The 19,894-nt window shown below is 41.6% G+C and carries 15 protein-coding genes; 10 read left to right on the top strand and 5 right to left on the bottom strand.

Going from position 1 to position 19,894, the window contains the following annotated elements; all coding sequences use genetic code 11:
• The 5 genes from PHF18_RS02525 to PHF18_RS02505 all read left to right on the top strand — a co-directional run bounded on the left by PHF18_RS02525 (position 1) and on the right by PHF18_RS02505 (position 5,344).
• Complete coding sequence (locus tag PHF18_RS02525) at positions 1 to 1,122, top strand: histidinol-phosphate transaminase (RefSeq protein WP_300097875.1); 1,122 nt, start codon at positions 1 to 3, stop codon at positions 1,120 to 1,122.
• Positions 1,119 to 1,760, top strand: a complete 642-nt coding sequence (locus PHF18_RS02520; protein WP_300097878.1) for a CDP-alcohol phosphatidyltransferase family protein — start codon at positions 1,119 to 1,121, stop codon at positions 1,758 to 1,760. Before PHF18_RS02525 ends, PHF18_RS02520 begins: the two co-directional genes overlap by 4 nt.
• An 854-nt stretch (positions 1,761 to 2,614) precedes the next feature.
• A complete protein-coding gene (locus PHF18_RS02515; protein WP_300098008.1) occupies positions 2,615 to 3,571 on the top strand; it encodes a phosphocholine cytidylyltransferase family protein in 957 nt (318 codons plus the stop codon).
• A 13-nt stretch (positions 3,572 to 3,584) separates the two neighbouring features.
• Complete coding sequence (locus PHF18_RS02510) at positions 3,585 to 4,706, top strand: histidinol-phosphate transaminase (RefSeq protein WP_300097875.1); 1,122 nt, start codon at positions 3,585 to 3,587, stop codon at positions 4,704 to 4,706.
• On the top strand, positions 4,703 to 5,344 hold the full coding sequence (locus tag PHF18_RS02505; RefSeq protein WP_300097872.1) for a CDP-alcohol phosphatidyltransferase family protein: 642 nt from the start codon (positions 4,703 to 4,705) through the stop codon (positions 5,342 to 5,344). Before PHF18_RS02510 ends, PHF18_RS02505 begins: the two co-directional genes overlap by 4 nt.
• Before the next feature lie 305 nt (positions 5,345 to 5,649).
• Here the strand turns inward: PHF18_RS02505 and PHF18_RS02500 are convergent, their stop codons facing one another.
• Positions 5,650 to 6,396 (bottom strand): 2,3-diphosphoglycerate-dependent phosphoglycerate mutase, encoded by a 747-nt coding sequence (locus PHF18_RS02500; protein ID WP_300097869.1) that lies wholly within the window; start codon positions 6,394 to 6,396, stop codon positions 5,650 to 5,652.
• A gap of 268 nt (positions 6,397 to 6,664) precedes the next feature.
• Positions 6,665 to 7,309 (bottom strand): HD domain-containing protein, encoded by a 645-nt coding sequence (locus PHF18_RS02495; protein ID WP_300097867.1) that lies wholly within the window; start codon positions 7,307 to 7,309, stop codon positions 6,665 to 6,667.
• 410 nt (positions 7,310 to 7,719) lie between these two features.
• Between PHF18_RS02495 and PHF18_RS02490 the strand changes: the two genes are divergently transcribed.
• Positions 7,720 to 9,129, top strand: coding sequence for a DEAD/DEAH box helicase family protein (locus tag PHF18_RS02490; RefSeq protein WP_300097864.1), 1,410 nt, complete (start codon positions 7,720 to 7,722; stop codon positions 9,127 to 9,129).
• Complete coding sequence (locus PHF18_RS02485) at positions 9,116 to 11,032, top strand: DUF790 family protein (protein ID WP_300097861.1); 1,917 nt, start codon at positions 9,116 to 9,118, stop codon at positions 11,030 to 11,032. Before PHF18_RS02490 ends, PHF18_RS02485 begins: the two co-directional genes overlap by 14 nt.
• A 249-nt stretch (positions 11,033 to 11,281) precedes the next feature.
• Here the strand turns inward: PHF18_RS02485 and PHF18_RS02480 are convergent, their stop codons facing one another.
• The 3 genes from PHF18_RS02480 to PHF18_RS02470 all read right to left on the bottom strand — a co-directional run bounded on the left by PHF18_RS02480 (position 11,282) and on the right by PHF18_RS02470 (position 13,631).
• Positions 11,282 to 11,476 (bottom strand): hypothetical protein, encoded by a 195-nt coding sequence (locus tag PHF18_RS02480; RefSeq protein ID WP_300097857.1) that lies wholly within the window; start codon positions 11,474 to 11,476, stop codon positions 11,282 to 11,284.
• A 332-nt stretch (positions 11,477 to 11,808) separates the two neighbouring features.
• Positions 11,809 to 12,000 (bottom strand): hypothetical protein, encoded by a 192-nt coding sequence (locus PHF18_RS02475; protein WP_300097854.1) that lies wholly within the window; start codon positions 11,998 to 12,000, stop codon positions 11,809 to 11,811.
• 824 nt (positions 12,001 to 12,824) lie between these two features.
• Positions 12,825 to 13,631, bottom strand: coding sequence for a hypothetical protein (locus PHF18_RS02470; protein WP_300097851.1), 807 nt, complete (start codon positions 13,629 to 13,631; stop codon positions 12,825 to 12,827).
• A 364-nt stretch (positions 13,632 to 13,995) separates the two neighbouring features.
• Here PHF18_RS02470 and PHF18_RS02465 point away from each other — a divergent pair, with 364 nt between their 5' ends.
• From PHF18_RS02465 to PHF18_RS02455, 3 genes are all read left to right on the top strand, one after another.
• Positions 13,996 to 15,081, top strand: coding sequence for a radical SAM protein (locus tag PHF18_RS02465; protein WP_300097848.1), 1,086 nt, complete (start codon positions 13,996 to 13,998; stop codon positions 15,079 to 15,081).
• Positions 15,082 to 15,231: 150 nt separating this feature from the next.
• Positions 15,232 to 16,905 carry a hypothetical protein gene (locus PHF18_RS02460; RefSeq protein ID WP_300097845.1) on the top strand — a complete coding sequence of 558 codons (1,674 nt, stop codon included), beginning with the start codon at positions 15,232 to 15,234 and terminating at the stop codon, positions 16,903 to 16,905.
• A 989-nt stretch (positions 16,906 to 17,894) separates the two neighbouring features.
• Positions 17,895 to 19,334, top strand: a complete 1,440-nt coding sequence (locus PHF18_RS02455; protein WP_300097842.1) for a hypothetical protein — start codon at positions 17,895 to 17,897, stop codon at positions 19,332 to 19,334.
• Positions 19,335 to 19,894 lie beyond the last annotated feature (560 nt).

Here is a 19,894-nt window from a genome sequence, read left to right as displayed (position 1 = left end):
ATGATGCAGTATAATTATAAGACTCAAACTGAAAAATACGAATTCGTTTCCGGACAGCATGGTGGTTACTATCATCATGGATTTATAGATCATGCTTATCTTTACAATCTATATTTCCCCCCAGAGGCAGTTTTTACAAGCTTTAAAAATCAAATTCACGACATTGTCCTTAACTACCCGATTGCACAGGATGCTCTTGCCGGTCTTATAGGTAATCTGATCCATCAACCTGCTGAAAGAATCGTTGTAGGAAACGGCGCTGCCGAACTGATCAAAATTATATCAGGCCACATATCCAGCAAGTTAATTGTTCCAGTGCCCTCTTTTAATGAATATGCGAATGCAGCACCGGAAGGCCAGGTAGTTGAATTCCCCCTTGAATGTCCATCTTTTCAATTGGATGTAGATAAGTTTGCTACTGAAGCGATCAAGGTTAAAGCAGATATTGCTGTTGTGGTAACACCTAATAATCCAACATCTATGCTGGTTCCCAGGTCCGATTTAATATCTCTTGCACAAAAACTTGCAAATCATGACTGTATGCTGATCGTCGATGAATCCTTCATGGATTTTGTATCTAATCCGGATCAAACAAGCCTGGAAAATGAAATAGAACGTTACCCAAATGTGGCAATCCTTAAAAGCATGAGCAAAGCCTATGGTATCTGCGGTCTCAGAATAGGTTATATGCTAACTGCAAATTCAGCATTTGCTGAAGCTGTAAGGAAAGGCGTACATATCTGGAATATTAACGGATTTGCCGAAGAGTTTCTGCGGCTTTTGCCCGATTACAGACAGGAGTTTGTCGAAAGCTGCAAACAGGTACGGACCGACAGGGACAATCTATATAAAAACCTGTGTGCTATCCCGGGAATGACTGTTTACAAACCTGATGCAAACTTTGTTTTCTGCCGCCTCCCAGATTATGCACAAAGTGGTCCTGAAATCACGCGGAAATTGTTTATTGAACATAACATGTACATAAAACACTGCCAGGACAAAACTTTACCTGATTCTGATCGTTATATTCGTATTGCCAGCCGTACTGAAAACGAAAATTGCAAATTAGTTGAAGCATTGGCAGATATCATTGATTTGAATAAAGTGGAAGTATCCCAATGAATGATTCGCAACATCAACAATCACATAAGACAGGAATGCTTACTTTCGCCCGAGATCTTCCAAATATATGTTCGCTTGCAGGGCTGTTCTGTGCGGTCCTTAGTATATACTTTGCTATATTAGGTAATTTTCCGATTGCGATAATTGGAATGATTTGGGCTGTTTTTTTTGACTGGGGAGATGGAATCATTGCCCGTCGGATGAAGGGACGAACTGATGAATATCGAGCTTTCGGGGGACAGCTTGACTCATTGATAGATATTGTAAGTTTTGGAATTTGTCCCGCTGTTTTTCTCTTGAGCTATGGAGAATTCAGTCCATGGTTCTTACCTGGAGCATTCGTGATTGTCGCTACCAGTGCAATACGGTTGAGTTATTTCAATGTTTTCGGCCTCGTCGATGATTCAACATACATGGGATTGGCACTTGACAACAATGTCATTATTCTTGCTTTTGTCTTTCTGTTTAACGGTTTATTTGGCCATACAATTTTTACAGTCATTATATATACAATGTTTATGGTTATGGCTGTATTTAATTTAGCACCGGTCCGAACGCCCAAGTTTACCGGAAGGTGGTTTTATGCTCTCGGGGTTTATGTCACGGGATTAACAGCCATCTATAGCTGGATACTGTGAAGCAAATAACCGTGAAATTGAAGAAATCAATATAAAAAAAGGGCTCTTCACCATTTATCGTGTGTAAGATAAGTTTCAATTCAAGACCGTATCTTTTTTTGTGAGGGTTTCACACACAAAATAACGAGGAGCCAAGGGATAAAGAATATGTATGGCTATCAATCACTCAGGAAATGTATCTCTAATAATGGCAATGAGTTAATAATTTACGGAGCCGATGTTTTACACAGTTCTCGCGCCGTGATTCATCTGTTAATTCAAAATGTGACAGAGCGCTTCCGGTAGTACGCCGGGATGATCTGGTAGTTCTACGCGGAAAGCTGGACCACACGTATCATAAATGGCTGCGCTCTCATGGTCCTGGATAAGATTATGTTGTTGAATCTATGGCGTCATTATGGGGTTGGAAATGTTGAGTTTGGAGAGCCAATTTTCAACTGAGTATTCGTCTTCAAGCTATCGTTTTTGTTACGCCGCGTAGTTTTTGTATGTAACTCATGTTGTTGTGCGATGGTTCCACTACAATATATATACCAGTCTGCAGTAAAAAACGCCATATTAGGCACGTAAAAGTAGAATGGGCTGCTATGGTGGGATTTTTGTGAGCCAAAAATCCAACCTCATTTTGACCCCATAGTTTCAGCTCTTCTTTTTTTGTAATTATTCAGCTACCTTTGCTCCTAACTTATATTTCTGCTACACTCAATGCTTATTATTTTCATATAGACTAATATAAAAATCATTAATTTCGTGTTTAGTATGAAACATAATGAAATTCTATTTCTATGTCACTCTAATCCAAAGGCTGTTCTTGACTATATAAAACTCCACAGGGGGGAGATCTGTTGATTTTGATGAGAAGCAATCGTGATGCTGGAGTTATAACTACAGCATTACTATTGGCAGCTGGTAAGGGTAGTCGTCTTTATCCTCTTACACGCAATACACCAAAATGCCTCACAATGGTTCATGAGGCGTCCATACTTGAACGACTTATCATCAATTTGAAAAAGCAAGGCTTCAAACGTCTTGTTGTGGTCACAGGGTACCAGGAAAAATGTATTCGTGAGTTTCTGGGAACGCAAGCTGGCGGAATGAAAATAGAATATATTTTCAGCCCGCTTTATGAGACCACCAATAACATATATTCACTCTGGATGGCCCGCAAAATTATTAATGAGCCTTTTCTCCTGATTGAAAGTGATCTTGTTTTTGACGTATCTCTTCTGGATGACATGTGTTTTCCTGACAGAATTGCCGTTGCACGCATGCAGCCGTGGATGAATGGTTCCACTGTCACAGTCAATAAATCCCAACATGTTAAGAGATTCCAATGTGGTACTGTCAGGCCTTTTGATGAGATCAGATACAAGACTGTTAATATTTACAGTTTTTCGCTCTCTTCATGGCATAGTATTGCAAAAAGACTGGATCAGTACATTTCAGCCGGCAGAGTAAACGACTATTATGAAACCGTATTTGCGGAAATGGTGGTTGATGGTAGCCTCTCTCTTAAAACAGTCTCTTTTGACAGCAAGCGATGGTATGAAATAGATACAGTTAAGGACCTGGCAGAAGCTGAGAAACTATTTTCGGCAGACAAATCTGAAACAATAATTCCTAACAATATCATGCCATATACCTCCGGAATATCAAGGCCGCATTTTCAACAAACAAAAAGAAGGGAGAAGGAAACGATTACTCGTTCAATTTCCGGTTTAAGGTCATTCCCTCCGTCCAATTATTTAAATTTAAAACCAATTCTTGAGGCTAAGACTCCAAAAACAGAAGTGCCACCTAAAAACAAATAAAGAAGGAAAATACATGATGCAGTATAATTATAAGACTCAAACTGAAAAATACGAATTCGTTTCCGGACAGCATGGTGGTTACTATCATCATGGATTTATAGATCATGCTTATCTTTACAATCTATATTTCCCCCCAGAGGCAGTTTTTACAAGCTTTAAAAATCAAATTCACGACATTGTCCTTAACTACCCGATTGCACAGGATGCTCTTGCCGGTCTTATAGGTAATCTGATCCATCAACCTGCTGAAAGAATCGTTGTAGGAAACGGCGCTGCCGAACTGATCAAAATTATATCAGGCCACATATCCAGCAAGTTAATTGTTCCAGTGCCCTCTTTTAATGAATATGCGAATGCAGCACCGGAAGGCCAGGTAGTTGAATTCCCCCTTGAATGTCCATCTTTTCAATTGGATGTAGATAAGTTTGCTACTGAAGCGATCAAGGTTAAAGCAGATATTGCTGTTGTGGTAACACCTAATAATCCAACATCTATGCTGGTTCCCAGGTCCGATTTAATATCTCTTGCACAAAAACTTGCAAATCATGACTGTATGCTGATCGTCGATGAATCCTTCATGGATTTTGTATCTAATCCGGATCAAACAAGCCTGGAAAATGAAATAGAACGTTACCCAAATGTGGCAATCCTTAAAAGCATGAGCAAAGCCTATGGTATCTGCGGTCTCAGAATAGGTTATATGCTAACTGCAAATTCAGCATTTGCTGAAGCTGTAAGGAAAGGCGTACATATCTGGAATATTAACGGATTTGCCGAAGAGTTTCTGCGGCTTTTGCCCGATTACAGACAGGAGTTTGTCGAAAGCTGCAAACAGGTACGGACCGACAGGGACAATCTATATAAAAACCTGTGTGCTATCCCGGGAATGACTGTTTACAAACCTGATGCAAACTTTGTTTTCTGCCGCCTCCCAGATTATGCACAAAGTGGTCCTGAAATCACGCGGAAATTGTTTATTGAACATAACATGTACATAAAACACTGCCAGGACAAAACTTTACCTGATTCTGATCGTTATATTCGTATTGCCAGCCGTACTGAAAACGAAAATTGCAAATTAGTTGAAGCATTGGCAGATATCATTGATTTGAATAAAGTGGAAGTATCCCAATGAATGATTCGCAACATCAACAATCACATAAGACAGGAATGCTTACTTTCGCCCGAGATCTTCCAAATATCTGTTCGCTTGCAGGGCTGTTCTGTGCGGTCCTTAGTATATACTTTGCTATATTAGGCAATTTCCCGGTTGCGATAATTGGAATGATTTGGGCTGTTTTTTTTGACTGGGGAGACGGAATCATTGCCCGTCGGATGAAGGGGCGAACTGATGAATATCGAGCTGTCGGAGGACAGCTTGACTCATTGATAGATATTGTAAGTTTTGGAATTTGTCCCGCTGTTTTTCTCTTGAGCTATGGAGAATTCAGTCCATGGTTTTTACCTGGAGCATTCGTGATTGTCGCTACCAGTGCAATACGGTTGAGCTATTTCAATGTTTTCGGCCTGGTCGATGATTCAACATACATGGGATTGGCACTTGACAACAATGTCATTATCCTTGCTTTTGTCTTTCTGTTTAACGGTTTATTCAGCCATACAATTTTTACAGTCCTTATATATACAATATTTATGTTTATGGCTGTATTTAATTTAGCACCAATCCGAACGCCCAAGTTTACCGGAAGGTGGTTTTATGCTCTCGGGGTTTATGTCACGGGATTAACAGCCATCTATAGCTGGATACTGTGAAACAAATATAAATAAAATTGAAGAAATTAATCTAAAAAAAGGGAAAAGGGTATCCTCTTCAAATCCAAAGGAGAATTTTCCAACTAGAAAAATATGAAACAATTTTATCATACATGTATGAAGTTAACTAGACCTCATGAGTGTGTTTCCAACCTGGAAAAATTCTTAAATTTTCAGCACATGTGTGAAATTTACTTTTTTCCATACAATTTGAAGAGGATACCATGAAAATGCTTTTCTGCTTTAAAATGCCTGAAAATACTTTTCCGGCCACAGATAAATCAGTGTGGACCCAAAAAAAGAATTCAGAGGTTCCTTTTCACCGCCAGATCCATTTCAGCATTTTCCCTAACTAAGATGCCTCCGGAAAGTGTGTAGATTACGGGTCTTGCATTGGCCAGTCTGATTTTGCGAATGTCTTCATTAGAAATTCCTTCGATATGCTTAATCAGCGCCCTCAAGCTGTTCTGGTGGGCGCATACTATTACATTTTTTCCATCCTGAAGAGCAGGGACAATCTCCTTTTCGAGATATGGAACTGAACGTCTATAAATATCTTTGAGGCTTTCCCCTTCAGGAGGCCCTTCGTCAAAGCTCCGACACCAGTGAAGAATCTGTTCTTCCCCGTATTTCTCTTTCATTTTGTCCTTTTTCCTGCCCTGCAATATCCCGTAATAGCGCTCGTTTAAGGCTTCACTGGAATAGATAGGGATAAGGCTCTTTTCGATTTTTGGGGGATATGAATACCGGTTTTCTTTATTGTCCGACCCGACTTCATCTCCGCTTTCGGTCCCGCTTTCCCCTGAACCGGCTGCTTCGTGGACAAAGACCCCTATCTTTTTCTGCTTAGAAAGGATCAGAAAAAGGGTTTCCTGCGCCCGGACTAGCTTTGAAGTAAAAGCAAGGTCCAACCCGATCCCCTCAAGTTCGGAAGCACAGAACAGGGCTTCTTCGACCCCCTTCCCAGTCAGCGGGACGTCCACCCAGCCTCCAAATCTGCCGTCAACGTTCCAGCCGGATTCCCCGTGTCGTACAAGTATCAGATAGCTCATCCAGATCTTCCAATCCCAAGCCTTAATGCTTGTTTTTTAAAAAGTGGTTTTAAAGTATGTTTAAATGATGGTTTATAAAGTGTGGGTTTAAAGTGTGGGTTTAAAGTGTAACTTCAAAGTATAACCATAAATTATGGCTTTAAGTATGGCTTTAAAACATGACTTTAAGTAACCATAAATTATGGCTTTAAAGTATGGCTTTAAGTATGGCTTTAAGTATGGCTTTAAGACATGACTTTAAGATATATTTTTTTGATTTAAACCTTCATTATTTTTGCAATTGCGGCTTAAACTCAAGTTCCGTATCGTAGAGCAGGTGCCAGAGGTCACCTTTTTTGTACATCCTTTCCGCATCAACTGCAGCCCCCTGCCCTATTATTTCAAACCTGATTTGCCGGGCTTTGAAAGTGACCTTTCCGAGCCTGCTTCCCATCCGGCTGTAGTCGAGGGCATCGGCAAGCCGGATAAGGGCAGCCACTTTCAGGGTTACATCCTGAAGGTCTTCGGGCATGTTCCCGAAAGCCTTTCCTTTAAGTCCCTCAATTTTCTTATTTCCTACCTTTTTTTTGTGCAGGAAAGCCGTCCAGGCAACAACCGGCCACAGCCTTTCAGGCAATTCGGAAGGCGGGTGGCGGAGCAGGATATCCCTCCCTGCTCTGTGGTGGTTCTCAAAGTCCGTAGCTACCCCGGCATCATGCACAAGGGCAGCCATTTCCACAAGTTGTTGGAACTCGGAGCCCAGCCCGTGGACAGGAGCAAGGATCTCAAAAAGTTCGAGGGCATTCCGGGCCACATTATCGGCATGGCTGCGTTCAATTCCGTATTTGTGGAAAAGGTCTTCAAGGGACAGAGGTTCGGGCGAGAAATCTCCCCCCGATCCGTCATCCCTCAATGGTCTGGCATTAGAGCTCATGCAAAATTTCCTTCTTTTAATTTCCTTTCTATTATTGAAATTGACCTGAAGTTATTTCCCAGTTTTCTTTCTGCTTTTTTCTTCTTTTATTGCAGGACCGCCAGAAAAACCGTTGGAGGCACTTATATTTACTTATTAATAGAAAATTGGTTTTCGAGGAAAAGGAAAGTATTCTCTCAGGGGGATATTTTTTCAGTTTATTGTCTCTCTCAATTGTGGTGTCGGTTTGAAAGTTAATTTTTCTTACATGACGGGGTGGCCCCGTTCTCGCGCGGCGCAGGGAGTGGAAACTGAAAAATTCCCCCCCTCGAGCGGAAAAGATATAAAAGAATTAACTCATGCAATAAACTCCAGCCTTAGTCTGCTGATAACTTAATTATTATATATCATGTCCCGACTCTTAGTAAACAATGATCAAAATCAGCTTCAAGCAGGGAACTCTCCTCATACAGGGCAACGTCCGGGTCCCCAATTCAACCTGGGACGAAAGAAGCGGGAGCTTCAGGGCCCTTGCCATGTATTACAGGGATATCATCAGTTACCTGGAAAATTCCGGAATTGAGTTTGAAGACAGCGTCCTTGACCTCCTTCCCTGTCCGGACCTTGCAGAAGCTTATGAGGCTTCGGGAAATAAGCTGAATTTAAGGGACTACCAGGCCGAAGCTCTTGTTTCCTGGAGTGAGAATGAAAAATGGGGAGTCCTGGTCCTGCCGACAGGAAGCGGAAAAACCCTTGCCGGTATCCGGGCAATTGCAGGGTGCAACATCCCGGCTCTTATAATTGTCCCGACCCTTGACCTGCTGGAACAGTGGAAAACCCAGCTTGAAGCAGCCTTTTCCATGGAAATAGGAAAGCTTGGGGGCGGCGAGAAAAAAATCCTTCCCATAACCGTTTCCACATATGACTCTGCCTATATTCATGCCGAAACCCTGGGGAACAGGTTCGAGCTCCTGATTTTTGACGAAGTGCACCACCTGCCTGCAGCAGGGTACAGGAGCATTGCCGAATTTTCCGCAGCCTCATGCAGGCTCGGACTGACTGCCACATACGAAAGGGAAGATGGGCTGCATACGGAACTCAACCGGCTTGTAGGGGGAAAAGTCTACGAGAAAAAGGTCTCGGAACTTGCCGGCGGGCACCTTGCCCCTTATACGATAAAACGGGTTTCTGTGACGCTCACTACCGGGGAGCAGAAAGAATACGACCAGAAATATTCTGTATTCCTTAATTACCTCAAAAAAACAGGGCTGGTAATGAGGGGAGCACAGGACTTCCAGAAACTGGTCATGAAAAGCGGCAGAGACCCTGAAGCCAGAAAAGCCCTCCTTGCAAGAAATGCAGCAAGAGACCTTGCCTTCAATAGTGATTCAAAAATTGAAAAACTGAGGGAAATCCTGGAGCAGCACAGAGGGGACAGGGTGTTCATCTTCACGGAACATAACCGGCTTGTGCACCGGATTTCCAATACATTCTTTATCCCGGCGATCACCTACAGAACTCCTTCAAAAGAAAGGAACTCCATCCTCGAAAAGTTCAGGGCAGGCAGTTACAGGGCTGTTGTTACCTCAAAGGTCCTGGATGAGGGAATTGACGTCCCTGAAGCAAACATAGGGATCATAGCAAGCGGGACAGGCAGCAAGCGGGCATATGTCCAGCGCCTTGGAAGGATCCTCAGGAAAAAAGAAGGAAAAGAAGCCGTGCTCTACGAAATCATAGCCTCGGAAACCTCGGAGACCGGAACCGCACAAAGGAGAAAAGGGGCTTTATCTTCCGAAAAAAACCCTGAAAACCAGAAAGGTGGTTCTCATGCTAACTTCTGACCTGCTTGTAACCCGCATTTCAAAGGGAAAGATCAAACCGGCATATGCAGCTTTTAATTCCGAAAACCTTGAGCTTGCAGGGCTACTTATAGAGACCTTCGAGCAGCATGTCGGAAAAACATACGGCGACCTCCTTTCCGAACTTGAAGGTTATGAAGAGATGAATTACCGCTTTATCCGGGGGCTTTCCCAGCTCCTTGGAAGACGGGCTGTGGTTGAAACCTCTTCGGCTGTTGACCCTTCTAAAGCAAGGGAAGCGGTTTTTGAAGCCTGTGCCGGGATGGCGCTTTCTCCTGCCGAAAGAAAAGAGGCACTTCAAAAAGCCGCAAAAAAACTCTCGAATTCAATTCCCGAGCTTGAAAAATCTCTCTGGGCAGACCTTGAGGAAAACCAGATCTTAAAAGAATTCAACCCCCTTTCCCCTGCAGAACTCCTCAGGCAGTACAACATATCCCTGACACAAACCCTCCTTTTCCGGGCTGTTGACCTGAACATATGGATAACAGGGGATTTCCAGCAAGTCCTCTGGAAGATTGTCAGATCCGGGCTTATGTATTCCCTGGAAGACACCGAGGAGAAAGCAGGCGAAAAAGAAGAAACTGAAGGGTTAAAAAGCGTTCACCTCCACCTTGATGGACCGGCATCTCTGTTCAGGATGTCGGAACGATATGGAAATTCTTTTGCAAAACTCTTCCCTATCCTCCTGAAATCAAAGGGCTGGAGCCTGAAGGCAGGAATTCTCCATAAAGGCTACCAGGGGAAACGCATCCTTGATTTTGCCCTTGACAGCTCGGAAGAGGCTTTCAAACCCATACCGGAAGCAGCCAGATATTCTGAAAGAATACCAGAAAGAGTCTCTTCCAACTTACAGCTTGCGGAAGGACAGGAAAGATACGGAACAGGAGCCGGGAATGAAACCGGGGTTGAGGGAGAGGAAAACGAAATTAAGGAAACTGGAATTAAGGAAACTGGAATTAAAGGAACTGGAATTAAGGAATCAGAAGCAGATACTGAAAGTGCAGCCTATGACAGCACTTATGAACAACAGTTTGCCAGCTTAAGTTTAGGAGGTTGGAAAGCAAAAAGAGAACCAACGATCCTGAAAGCAGGCAGGTACGCATTTATTCCGGATTTTTCCCTTCAGAAAGACGGAATGAAAGTGTACGTCGAGGTTGTCGGTTTCTGGACACCGGAATACCTTAAAAAGAAGACCGAGAAACTGAAGGAAGTAAAGGAACCTGTTATTCTCCTGATTAATAGGAAACTAAAGTGCTCAGAAAAAGATTTCCCTGCACAGGACGTGATTTTCTTTGACAGGAAGATTCCGGCAAATGAAGTAACGCAGGTGCTTAGAAAATATGAAAGAATAAGGCTTGAAGAAGACCTGTCAAAACTTCAGGAAACGGAGATTCCTCTTTCCGGGGAACTGATCAGCCTTGAAGAAATCGCAACTGAGAAGGGAGTCGTGCTTGATGCTTTAAAAAATGAGATTGCAGGCAGACTTACAAACTCAAGGGAAGCCGCAGAAGCCAAAAAATCCGGAGAATCTGGAGAATCTGAAAAATCCGGAGAATCTGAAAAATCCGGAGAATCTGAAGAATCCGGAAAATCTGGAGAATCTGAAGAATCCGGAAAATCTGGAGAATCTGAAGAATTCGAGAAGTACAGGAACTATGTGCTCCTTGAGAATTATGTGCTCCACAGGCAGTTCCTTGAGAGGATCGAACTTGAACTTGAAAAACCAGGAACTGCAGAGACATATGCAGACGCAGTAAAGGTGTTTGAAGGCTTTGGGCTTGACAGCAGCCTCTATTACCCTGTACTCGAACACCTTGGGTATAAAGTTAGCTGGACCGGGCTCAGTGAAGAGAACGCAAAGGTTAAAAAAATGAGCTTTGCCTAAAATATATTTTTACCCAAAAAAATACTCCCATACCCAACAAATATTCGTTTTTGGTCGATTTTTCAGGCAAAGCGTTCTGGTAGAAGTTTTATGGGAAGATATTGGTTTCTTGTTTCCATTGCTCGGGAGTTCAGACTTAAAATATGCAGCAAAATAACACAGGCAAAATTTAGGAATAATTAAATAACTTTCAATATCGAAATGGCTGATTTAGCTTCAAATTAATTATTCTTTGCCGAAGTTATTTCGTTACAAATACTTAGAGTCTACCCCAAGAGTTCTCGATTCTACATATCTTTTGTAATATCTTTTGTATATACCCGGATCTGTGATCGTAAGCCCGAGCAGAACTACCCAACCCACAGGAAACATTATCAACAGCAGGCAATAAACTGCGATGGCTGCTATCACAGATTCACCTACAAACTGTTTCATATTTTTCATTGGCATTCCACCCCTTGATGTGGTTGTCTGGTTTTGCTTGCGTTATTTTTACAATTTAACAATAATACCAGTCTGACCAATGTTTTTGAGATTGTGTATATTACACAATAGCATACAATAATATGCATTTAATAACTTATATAGCTATTCTGAAAATTCGCTTTGCCTGCAAAAAGATTTTCCTTTAAAAATACACTGTGAACCTGAAAAATAGAGGTATACCTAAGAGATCCATATTATATCCAAAAAATACACATTTTATCCATAAAATGGGCATCTATAAATAAAATTGAGAAGGTAATAAACCTTCCATATCTACAATTAAATAAACTTTATACTTCAATTCCATCCATTTTTACTATAAAGTTTATCTCAACTTTCGAAATATTAAGGTTAGATTCAAGATCCCTCTCATATTCTGCGAGTAAATTTTTAATGACTACTTCTAAAGAATGTTTAAAATCCGAAACGGTTTCATCCTTTAATATTGTTTTTTCAGCCTCAGTCAGGTTAGAAAAAATCATTTAGCACCACTCCCCAAAAATATATTTTTTTAGACTGATTTCAACGTTGTCTCAATCTCAACACTATTTTCAGCACTATTTTCAGCACTTTTTCAGCACTATTACATAGTCGCTCTTGTCTTAATTTAGACCGGATTTTTTATGAATTCGTTAGGAGATTCAAATATTTATCTCAATCATGAACAGGTATAAATTTCGTGACCTGCGACCTGTGTCCTTTTTCCCCATACGATCGTATCCAGTACTTGCTGCGAAAGCTGTACTATCAATTGAAATTTTCTTTTGATTCTAAATATCATATTACCCCACAATAACCATTGTTCCAGTTTTCCAATGGTATTATATTTTACCAATAGTATAACCGATATAATTGTATAAATAATTAATCTGTCTAAAAAAAGGAATCAAATGCCCTTATTTAAATAGAATTTGCGGTATATGTTTAAATATTAGTATTTTTTTGAAATTTATAATGTAATAAAAAATATAGATTAGTAGAGAGGTTCACTATTTTAAAAAAATGTGAATAAAAAATGGAAAACGGGGTATCTTAAAACTCAACAATTTTTTACTTTTGAATAAAATATTTTAGAAACTATTGGTTATGCTTTTAGATCCTGGAAATACTTCAAAAAGGTGTTCTGTGTGATTATACCGTAAAAAGAACCGAAAAACACAGGCTTCATTTGCCTGCCTTGCATGTGGACATACTGAAAATACCGATTTTAATACTGCAAAAAATGTTGCTTTTAGGGTAGTTGTCAACCTGCCTGTTGTGTGTTCTGCGAAGGAAAATATGACCTGGAAACGCAAGCTACGGTGCTTTAGCGAGGAGAGGTTGACTCCACGTATTCCACATTCCTTTTCACAGGCCGGAAGAGTTTCATGAACTCATGCACGTCTTCAGGAAACTCCGTGCTTACCGAAAGCCCGATCTCTTTAGCTTCTGCGGCTGAAAGGGGAGTGCTGTGGATCATTTCTCCACTGACCAGCTTTTCGACCACTTCATCGAGCCGGTCTTCACCGCCGGGCCCAGGTGCGATTTTGCCTTCTAGAAGTTCCTTTGCAACGTTTCTGGTAAGTTTGAGGGCTTTTCTGGAAATGTCGCTTATGACAAGAGTGACGTCTCCTGCATTTTCTTTTTTCGTTTCTGCAGCATAGATCCAGGAAGGGGCAGGGAAGAGCCCGCGCACGAAATCTCCTATCTGGGGGTCGATGGGCCCGATTACAGCATCTTTGTCCATAAAGATTTCATCTGCTGCAAGGGCGATAATTGTGCCTCCTGACATGGAGTAGTGGGGAATGAACACGCGGGTCTTTTTGGGGTGCTTCCTGAGGGCACGGGCGATCTGGATGCTGGCATGGAGCTGTCCGCCAGGCGTGTGCAGGATCAGATCAAGGGGATAGTCCCCGTATTTCCTTATCCAGCGCAAAATCTGTTCGGCATCCTCCTCGTCTATGAACTGGTAGGCAGGCAGCCCGAAAAGCGAAATTCCCTCCCGCCTGTGGATCATGGTGAGCACCTTGCAGCCCCGGCGCTTTTCCATAGCTTTCAGTTTTGCTATGCGCTTCATCCGGACCCTTTTAAGTTGCGACTGCGGGTAAATTACGGTGTAAAGAAAGAAAACCACGAAAAACAGAAAAGCAAAATCCCAGAGACTGATTGTTGTGCTGTCAACGGTAGCCAGAAAAACTGCCCCCTTAAACTTCCCGCGGGCACAGATAAATCTAACCAGAAGATGCGATTCAAACCCCCGGGATTAATCCCTTTATAACATTGTCCTGCCAGCTATTAATTATTAGCCCATTTGAAAGATTAGAAATAAAAATCAGAAGTAAAAATTAGAAGTAAAGATTAGAAGTAAAGGTTAGAAGTAAAGTTTAGAAGTAAAAATTAGAAGTAAAGGTTAGAAGTAAAGGTTAGAAGTAAAGATTAGAAGTAAAACCCACTCCAGTTAACATAAGCCTATAACCAATGCAGGCGAATAGTTCAATATGGCAGCCCCAAAGTACCTGAAACGCTATCTTATGGTGCAGGGAGATGAAATGCCTGCCCTCTCCAGGATAACAGAGAGAATTTCAGTAGAATTTAACCCGGAAATGGAACTTGAAGAGCTCCGGAATATCCATAAAACAAGCATTAAAGAATACAGGAAATTGCGGGAAAGCCTTGAAATCGAAGCTGCAGAAGCCCTTGCTTTCTCAGATAGTTCGGAAATTTTGAGGCTGTATACTGAAAGCTTCCTGGAAATCCCGAAAGCCAGCCCTTCCCTTCTTGACCTCAAAGTTGCAATTGTGGACCGGATACTTGAAAACTGCCACTGCTGCGAACGTCGATGCGGGATTAACCGAAAAGAAGGCGAGAAAGGTTTCTGCAAGCTGACCGACGTCTCACGTTATGCTTCGGAGTTCCTGCACATGGGAGAAGAGCCCGAACTCATCCCTTCCCATACAATCTTTTTTACGGGCTGTGTTTTTGCCTGCGTCTACTGCCAGAACTGGGACATCTCCTGCCCGGAAGGCGGCACTGAAGTCGATCCCCGAAAACTTGCAAAGCTTGTAGACATCAGGAGGCTCCACGGCGCAAAGAACGTAAACTTCGTAACTCCGACCCCGCACCCGCACACCGTCCTGAAAATCGTGCGGGAAATGTCGGTAAACACCCCTGTGGTCTGGAACTCGAACATGTATCACTCAAGGGAAATCGCCGAAATCCTGGAAGGCGTTGTTGACGTCTACCTTGGGGACTTCAAGTACGGAAACAACGAATGCGCCCTCAAGTACTCCAAAGTGGAAAACTACCTGGAAGTCGTTCAGCCCAATTTTGAATTCGCCTACGAGACCGCCGAAATCCTTCTCCGCCACCTCGTCCTCCCCGGCCACCTGGAGTGCTGCACACGTCCAATTGCCGAATGGGTTGCAGGACACATCCCGCAAATCAGGTTAAACCTGATGTTTCAGTACAGGCCCTGCTACCGGGCAATGGAATACCCTGACCTCGGCAGGCACCTGACTCTTGAAGAAGAGACTGATGCGATAGATATCGTGAGAAGGGCGGGGATTGAAGATTTGCTGATCTGAGTATTACACTGGTTTGAGTATTAAACGCAAAAAATGCAAAAGGACCGGGCTACTGCTGATAAGGTAGGGCAAAGAATTTTTTTAAAAATAATATTTAACCATTGATATATAAAATTGGGTTTATATAATATGGTCGCAAAATAATTATTTATGGGGAGGGTAAGCGGAGTCTGCAAATTTTTGGGAATGGTCTTTATTCTTAGCCTGCTAATTCAGGGGAGTTATGCAGCAGAAGAAAGTAATGAAACAGATGCGAATTTGAATTACACAATAAACGATACGCTAAACGGAACAATAATTGGAACCATAAACGGCACGATAAATGATGCCGATAATGGAACAGTGATTGGCACCATAAATAGCACATTGAATGGCACAGTAAATGGAACAATAAGCAGTACGAGAAGCAAAATAGATCCGTTTCAATGGGTTCTTTTGTTACCAGTTTTTATTGGATCTCTCCTTTTTTTATGCTGGATGTGCCGGTTTTTTGATAGAATGAACTTTTGTTTTGTTAGCTTGATACTTGCAACATTATTATTGTGGCTTCTCTCATTCGATTTGTTCCTGAAAGAAATCCGTTATCTGTTTGCTTTTGTATTATTTTCCATCCTAGTTTACATCATTTATTATGAGGTGTTTTCTAAAAGGAAAAAAGAGAATGAAAGCAATCCAATAATGAATCTTCACGATATAATAAGAAATTTTATTGTGATTTCTGCAATTTTAATCTGGCCCCTGATGCTCCTTTATTTTTATAAGAATGATATCGAAAGTGTTACATTTTATGGGATAGAGGAAGTGGAGTTTCCAGTTATAATAGCTGCATCGTCTATTGGAGTTCTTTCTTACCTCCTGTTAAGTATTGAAGAAATTTTTGGCCAGCTTATTCCTGAATATAAAAAGATGAGCATTGCCTGGTCATATATCAGGAGAATTCTTATTGCACCCTTTATCGCGTTAATAGTTGTTTATATTCTTCCATTCACTAATTCAGATACTCTGACATATGAAATTTCCGTCTTCTTTTTTTCCTTTATTGCGGGTTTCTTTACGAAAGCAACAGAAGAATGGGTTTACGTAGGGGTTCAAAAATTGTTACCCGATGCATCCAAGGAGGAGTTCAAATCCAGGAATGAAAAATATGGTGTTGAAAAAGCGTACTTTATCACAAAACTTGGGATGCATGAAGATCTGGCATATATGCTGTACAATGCAAAGATAAGGACAATAGAAGAACTGGCAGGCTGCAGTGCTGAGGAAATTAGAAAGAAAATAAACCTTGATACTCGAAACCTGGGAGAAGAAATGGGATGCCCGGTCAAAAAGCAGGAAGAAAGACTTGGTGACTATTCCATAGATCAAATTCAAAGATATATAAATAAAGCCCAGGAGTATTTGGGCATCGATAAATCCGAATTGATCACAATATTGAAAATGGACAAAGAGCTGGCCTCCAAAATTTACAATTTTGCCAATATAAGAACTATTGAAGATCTAAGTACCCGCAATGAGAAGTATATTCATAACAGATTGAAGACCTGCAATGAAGAGGTCGCAGAAAAAACAATTAAAGAGTTTATAGATATGGCCATGGAATACATGGACATTGATAAATCAGAACTGGTCACAAAACTCAATATGACCAGAGAGCTGGCATTCAAAATATTCCACTTTGCCGATATAAAATCGGTTAAAGATCTGAGTACCAGCGAGGTTGAGGATGTCTATAACAAATTGGGAGTCTGCAAAGAAGATGTTTCCAAAGATACAATTAAAAAATACATAGATGAAGCTAGGAAAATCGTGACAACTCCCTCATAAATTACTCTGTTTAATTTTACCACCCCAAATTTTTTTTGGATTGGATTTTCTTATTTTCCGGCACCTCGAGTTGTTTTTCACGTCATCGAAACCGGGGCTTCCACCGGGTGCGAAGCAGCCGGCCTTCCCAAAATGAAAAAGAAAAAGAGATAGGCTAAAAGCGAAAGCCGTATTAATATTTACATTATTCAATACTGTGATTCTGGGTTATGCATATTTAATTTATCACTTGTCTCTCACCAAAACGCTCTAATCTATCACCTCAGCTCCAACTTTCTTCGGATTTATTTTCTTAAATTTTATGATTCTTTTGATTTCCTTCCAGATCTTTTTGAGATCGGGAAAACCGATCTGCAAAAAAGACAGAAGTAGACATGAGGAATTAATCTATCACTTATCTATCACCCAAAACACCCTAATCTATCACTTCGGAGCCCCAGCCCCCAAAAGTTCAATTCCTGAAATCTTCCGATAATCTTCCGATTTCCCGCCAGAATCTTCCGATGAAATGGCTAATCGTTAAGAAATCGTAAACCGGAATCCATTAATCGTAAAGTCAAACCGTAAAGTCAAAGTTGCATTATGAAAACAAGGGACATCCTGTATTGGTCACTCCATGCCTTTAACATCCGAAAGTTCGATACCTGAAATCTTCCGATAATCTTCCAATTTTCCGTCGTAATATTCCGATTTTCCGCCGTAATATTCCTATTTCAGCAGAATCAATCCACAAAGAAAAGTTTCAACTTTTGTTTTTGAGAGGATTTACTCTTAAAGGCCGTGAATTTATTCCAGAACTCTTTCTGACACCCCGTTTTATTTTTCACTTCATAGAACCCCGGACTTCCACCGGGTGCCGAAGGTCGCAGGTCTTTTGAAAATATACAAAGAGTCTTCAAGGATCAGGATACATCCCCCACATTTAGAAAATATTATAAGTGTCGACTTCCTTAATTTATCCAACTATTCATTATCAAAGAGAGATTTTTATGGAACTGGCTAAAATGAAATGCATAAAAGTGAAATGCATAAAACACTTGATTTCAATTTTGTGCGTTGCAATAATTTTAACAGGTATCGCAGCTGCTGAAAACGGGTTCACACCCAGAGAACAGTGGAACAAAACATTTGGGGGAGAGCTTGATGATTCCGCAACCTCCGTTCTGCAGACTTCTGAAGGAGGATATATAATAGCAGCTACCGCCGATTTTGATACTATTCGGGTCAAAGGTAATGCAGTATTAATAAGAACCGACCCTGAAGGGAATGTGCTGTGGGAGAAAACCTTCAGTAAGCGCCATGAAGATAGATTTTACACAATTCAGGAGACCGGGGACGGCGGATATATACTAACAGGCACAACCGACTCTTTAACCGACGACAGATACTCAGCCTGGCTGGTTAAAACAGACTCGGAAGGAAACGAAGAATGGAACCGGACTTTTAGCCTGAATACGGCAACTCACGGAATCTTCGGGCAGCAGACCGATGACGGCGGATACATAATTTCAGGCTGTACCTATAACTACATAATTACAAACCCAAACGCATTTCTGCTTAAAACGGACTCTGAAGGAAACGAAGAGTGGAATAGAACTCTTGGCAATTATATTACATATGACAGCATACATTGCGTCCGGCAGACTGAGGACGGCGGATATATAGCCACAGGCGAGACGACCACCTACGGCATGGCAAATAAAGAAACTAGGGGTTCCAATTTCGAAGACATCTGGCTGATAAAAATGGACGGCGAAGGAAATGAGGAATGGAACAGGACTTTCGGAGGCGAAGGCTACGATTGGACAAATTCGGTCCGGCAGACGGCAGACGGGGGATACATTATTGGAGGCCAGAAAAAGAACCTGGACGGAATCGTTTTTAATGCCTGGCTGATAAAGACCGACCCCGAAGGAACTAAAGAATGGGACAGGGTATTTGAAGCGGAAAGCGACGATTACGTTAGATCTGTCCAGCAAACTCCGGATGGGGGATACATATTTGCCGGATACACCGGAGAAATCCCCGAAGACTCAACGATAAAAGCTTCTTTTGCCATAGATTCTTATGACGGTTTCCTCGTCAGGACCGATAAGGACGGAAACGAAATCTGGAAACTGACCTTCGGCGGAGAAGAAGATGACCGGGTGAATGACCTAAAACTTACCAGTGACGGCGGATACGCTGTCGTCGGTTCCACCAAATCATTCGGGGAAAAAGGCAAAAATGCCTGGCTGGTTAAGCTGGAAGGAAACGAGGTAACGGATGAGGCAAGCGAGGATAAATATGGAACTAAAGGGATAATCGAAGAAGAACAAAAAGAAGAACAAGAAGAACACCCTGAAAGTGAAAAATCCCCGCTAAATATTTCCATACCAGCCATTTCCATCTTTTCAGCTCTTTTTTTAACGACCCGGAGAACAAAATAACAGAAGAAACACACAGGAAATAAATGAATTTAGAACTGACCGGTAAAAACCCTCCCGGCCAATTTGTCCTTTTTTTAGTCCAGAGCTTTCGGAGACGCGATCCTCAAAACCAGGCCGGCCCTCTAACCCCTGCGACCTTGAACTTGTGCAGGAGCCTCTTGCACAAATCATAGGTCCCAGAAGTATATGCTCCCTAAAATAACAAACCGACCTTAGTATTCTTCACATAACAGGACCCAGGGCTCTCACCGGGTGCGAAGCAGCCGGCTTTTCCGCAAAAATGCATAGACAGAAGTATAAAGATCGAGCCATAAAGACCGAGCCGTTTAACTTCAGGTCTCAGAAAATAATCGCCCGGATGCAGCTTTTATTTTAAAGAGCTGTTATTACGATTTTCGATATTTTACCTCAAAAAGGAAACTGAAAAGAAAAAGATGATTTATGATAGTGGAATATATCCTTAAATTTGAAAAAATTGTGAAAAAGAGCAAGAGTTAAAAAGATTAACGGATATACCAAAACAGAAAAATCCTCAAAGAAGAACAATCGAAGCTAATCGA

The sequence above is a fragment of the Methanosarcina sp. genome (assembly GCF_028693135.1).
Classification (GTDB): Archaea; Halobacteriota; Methanosarcinia; order Methanosarcinales; family Methanosarcinaceae; genus Methanosarcina.
The sequence above is the reverse complement of the archived record's forward strand: the minus strand, read 5'-3'. Positions and strand labels throughout refer to the sequence as shown.

Bases quoted from the DNA above. Each gene is read 5' to 3' on its own strand.
- PHF18_RS02525 (WP_300097875.1), top strand. From the start codon at position 1: ATGATGCAGTATAATTATAAGACTCAAACTGAAAAATACGAATTCGTT.
- PHF18_RS02520 (WP_300097878.1), top strand. From the start codon at position 1,119: ATGAATGATTCGCAACATCAACAATCACATAAGACAGGAATGCTTACT.
- PHF18_RS02515 (WP_300098008.1), top strand. From the start codon at position 2,615: ATGAGAAGCAATCGTGATGCTGGAGTTATAACTACAGCATTACTATTG.
- PHF18_RS02510 (WP_300097875.1), top strand. From the start codon at position 3,585: ATGATGCAGTATAATTATAAGACTCAAACTGAAAAATACGAATTCGTT.
- PHF18_RS02505 (WP_300097872.1), top strand. From the start codon at position 4,703: ATGAATGATTCGCAACATCAACAATCACATAAGACAGGAATGCTTACT.
- PHF18_RS02500 (WP_300097869.1), bottom strand. From the start codon at position 6,396: ATGAGCTATCTGATACTTGTACGACACGGGGAATCCGGCTGGAACGTT.
- PHF18_RS02495 (WP_300097867.1), bottom strand. From the start codon at position 7,309: ATGAGCTCTAATGCCAGACCATTGAGGGATGACGGATCGGGGGGAGAT.
- PHF18_RS02490 (WP_300097864.1), top strand. From the start codon at position 7,720: ATGATCAAAATCAGCTTCAAGCAGGGAACTCTCCTCATACAGGGCAAC.
- PHF18_RS02485 (WP_300097861.1), top strand. From the start codon at position 9,116: ATGCTAACTTCTGACCTGCTTGTAACCCGCATTTCAAAGGGAAAGATC.
- PHF18_RS02480 (WP_300097857.1), bottom strand. From the start codon at position 11,476: ATGAAAAATATGAAACAGTTTGTAGGTGAATCTGTGATAGCAGCCATC.
- PHF18_RS02475 (WP_300097854.1), bottom strand. From the start codon at position 12,000: ATGATTTTTTCTAACCTGACTGAGGCTGAAAAAACAATATTAAAGGAT.
- PHF18_RS02465 (WP_300097848.1), top strand. From the start codon at position 13,996: ATGGCAGCCCCAAAGTACCTGAAACGCTATCTTATGGTGCAGGGAGAT.
- PHF18_RS02460 (WP_300097845.1), top strand. From the start codon at position 15,232: ATGGGGAGGGTAAGCGGAGTCTGCAAATTTTTGGGAATGGTCTTTATT.
- PHF18_RS02455 (WP_300097842.1), top strand. From the start codon at position 17,895: ATGGAACTGGCTAAAATGAAATGCATAAAAGTGAAATGCATAAAACAC.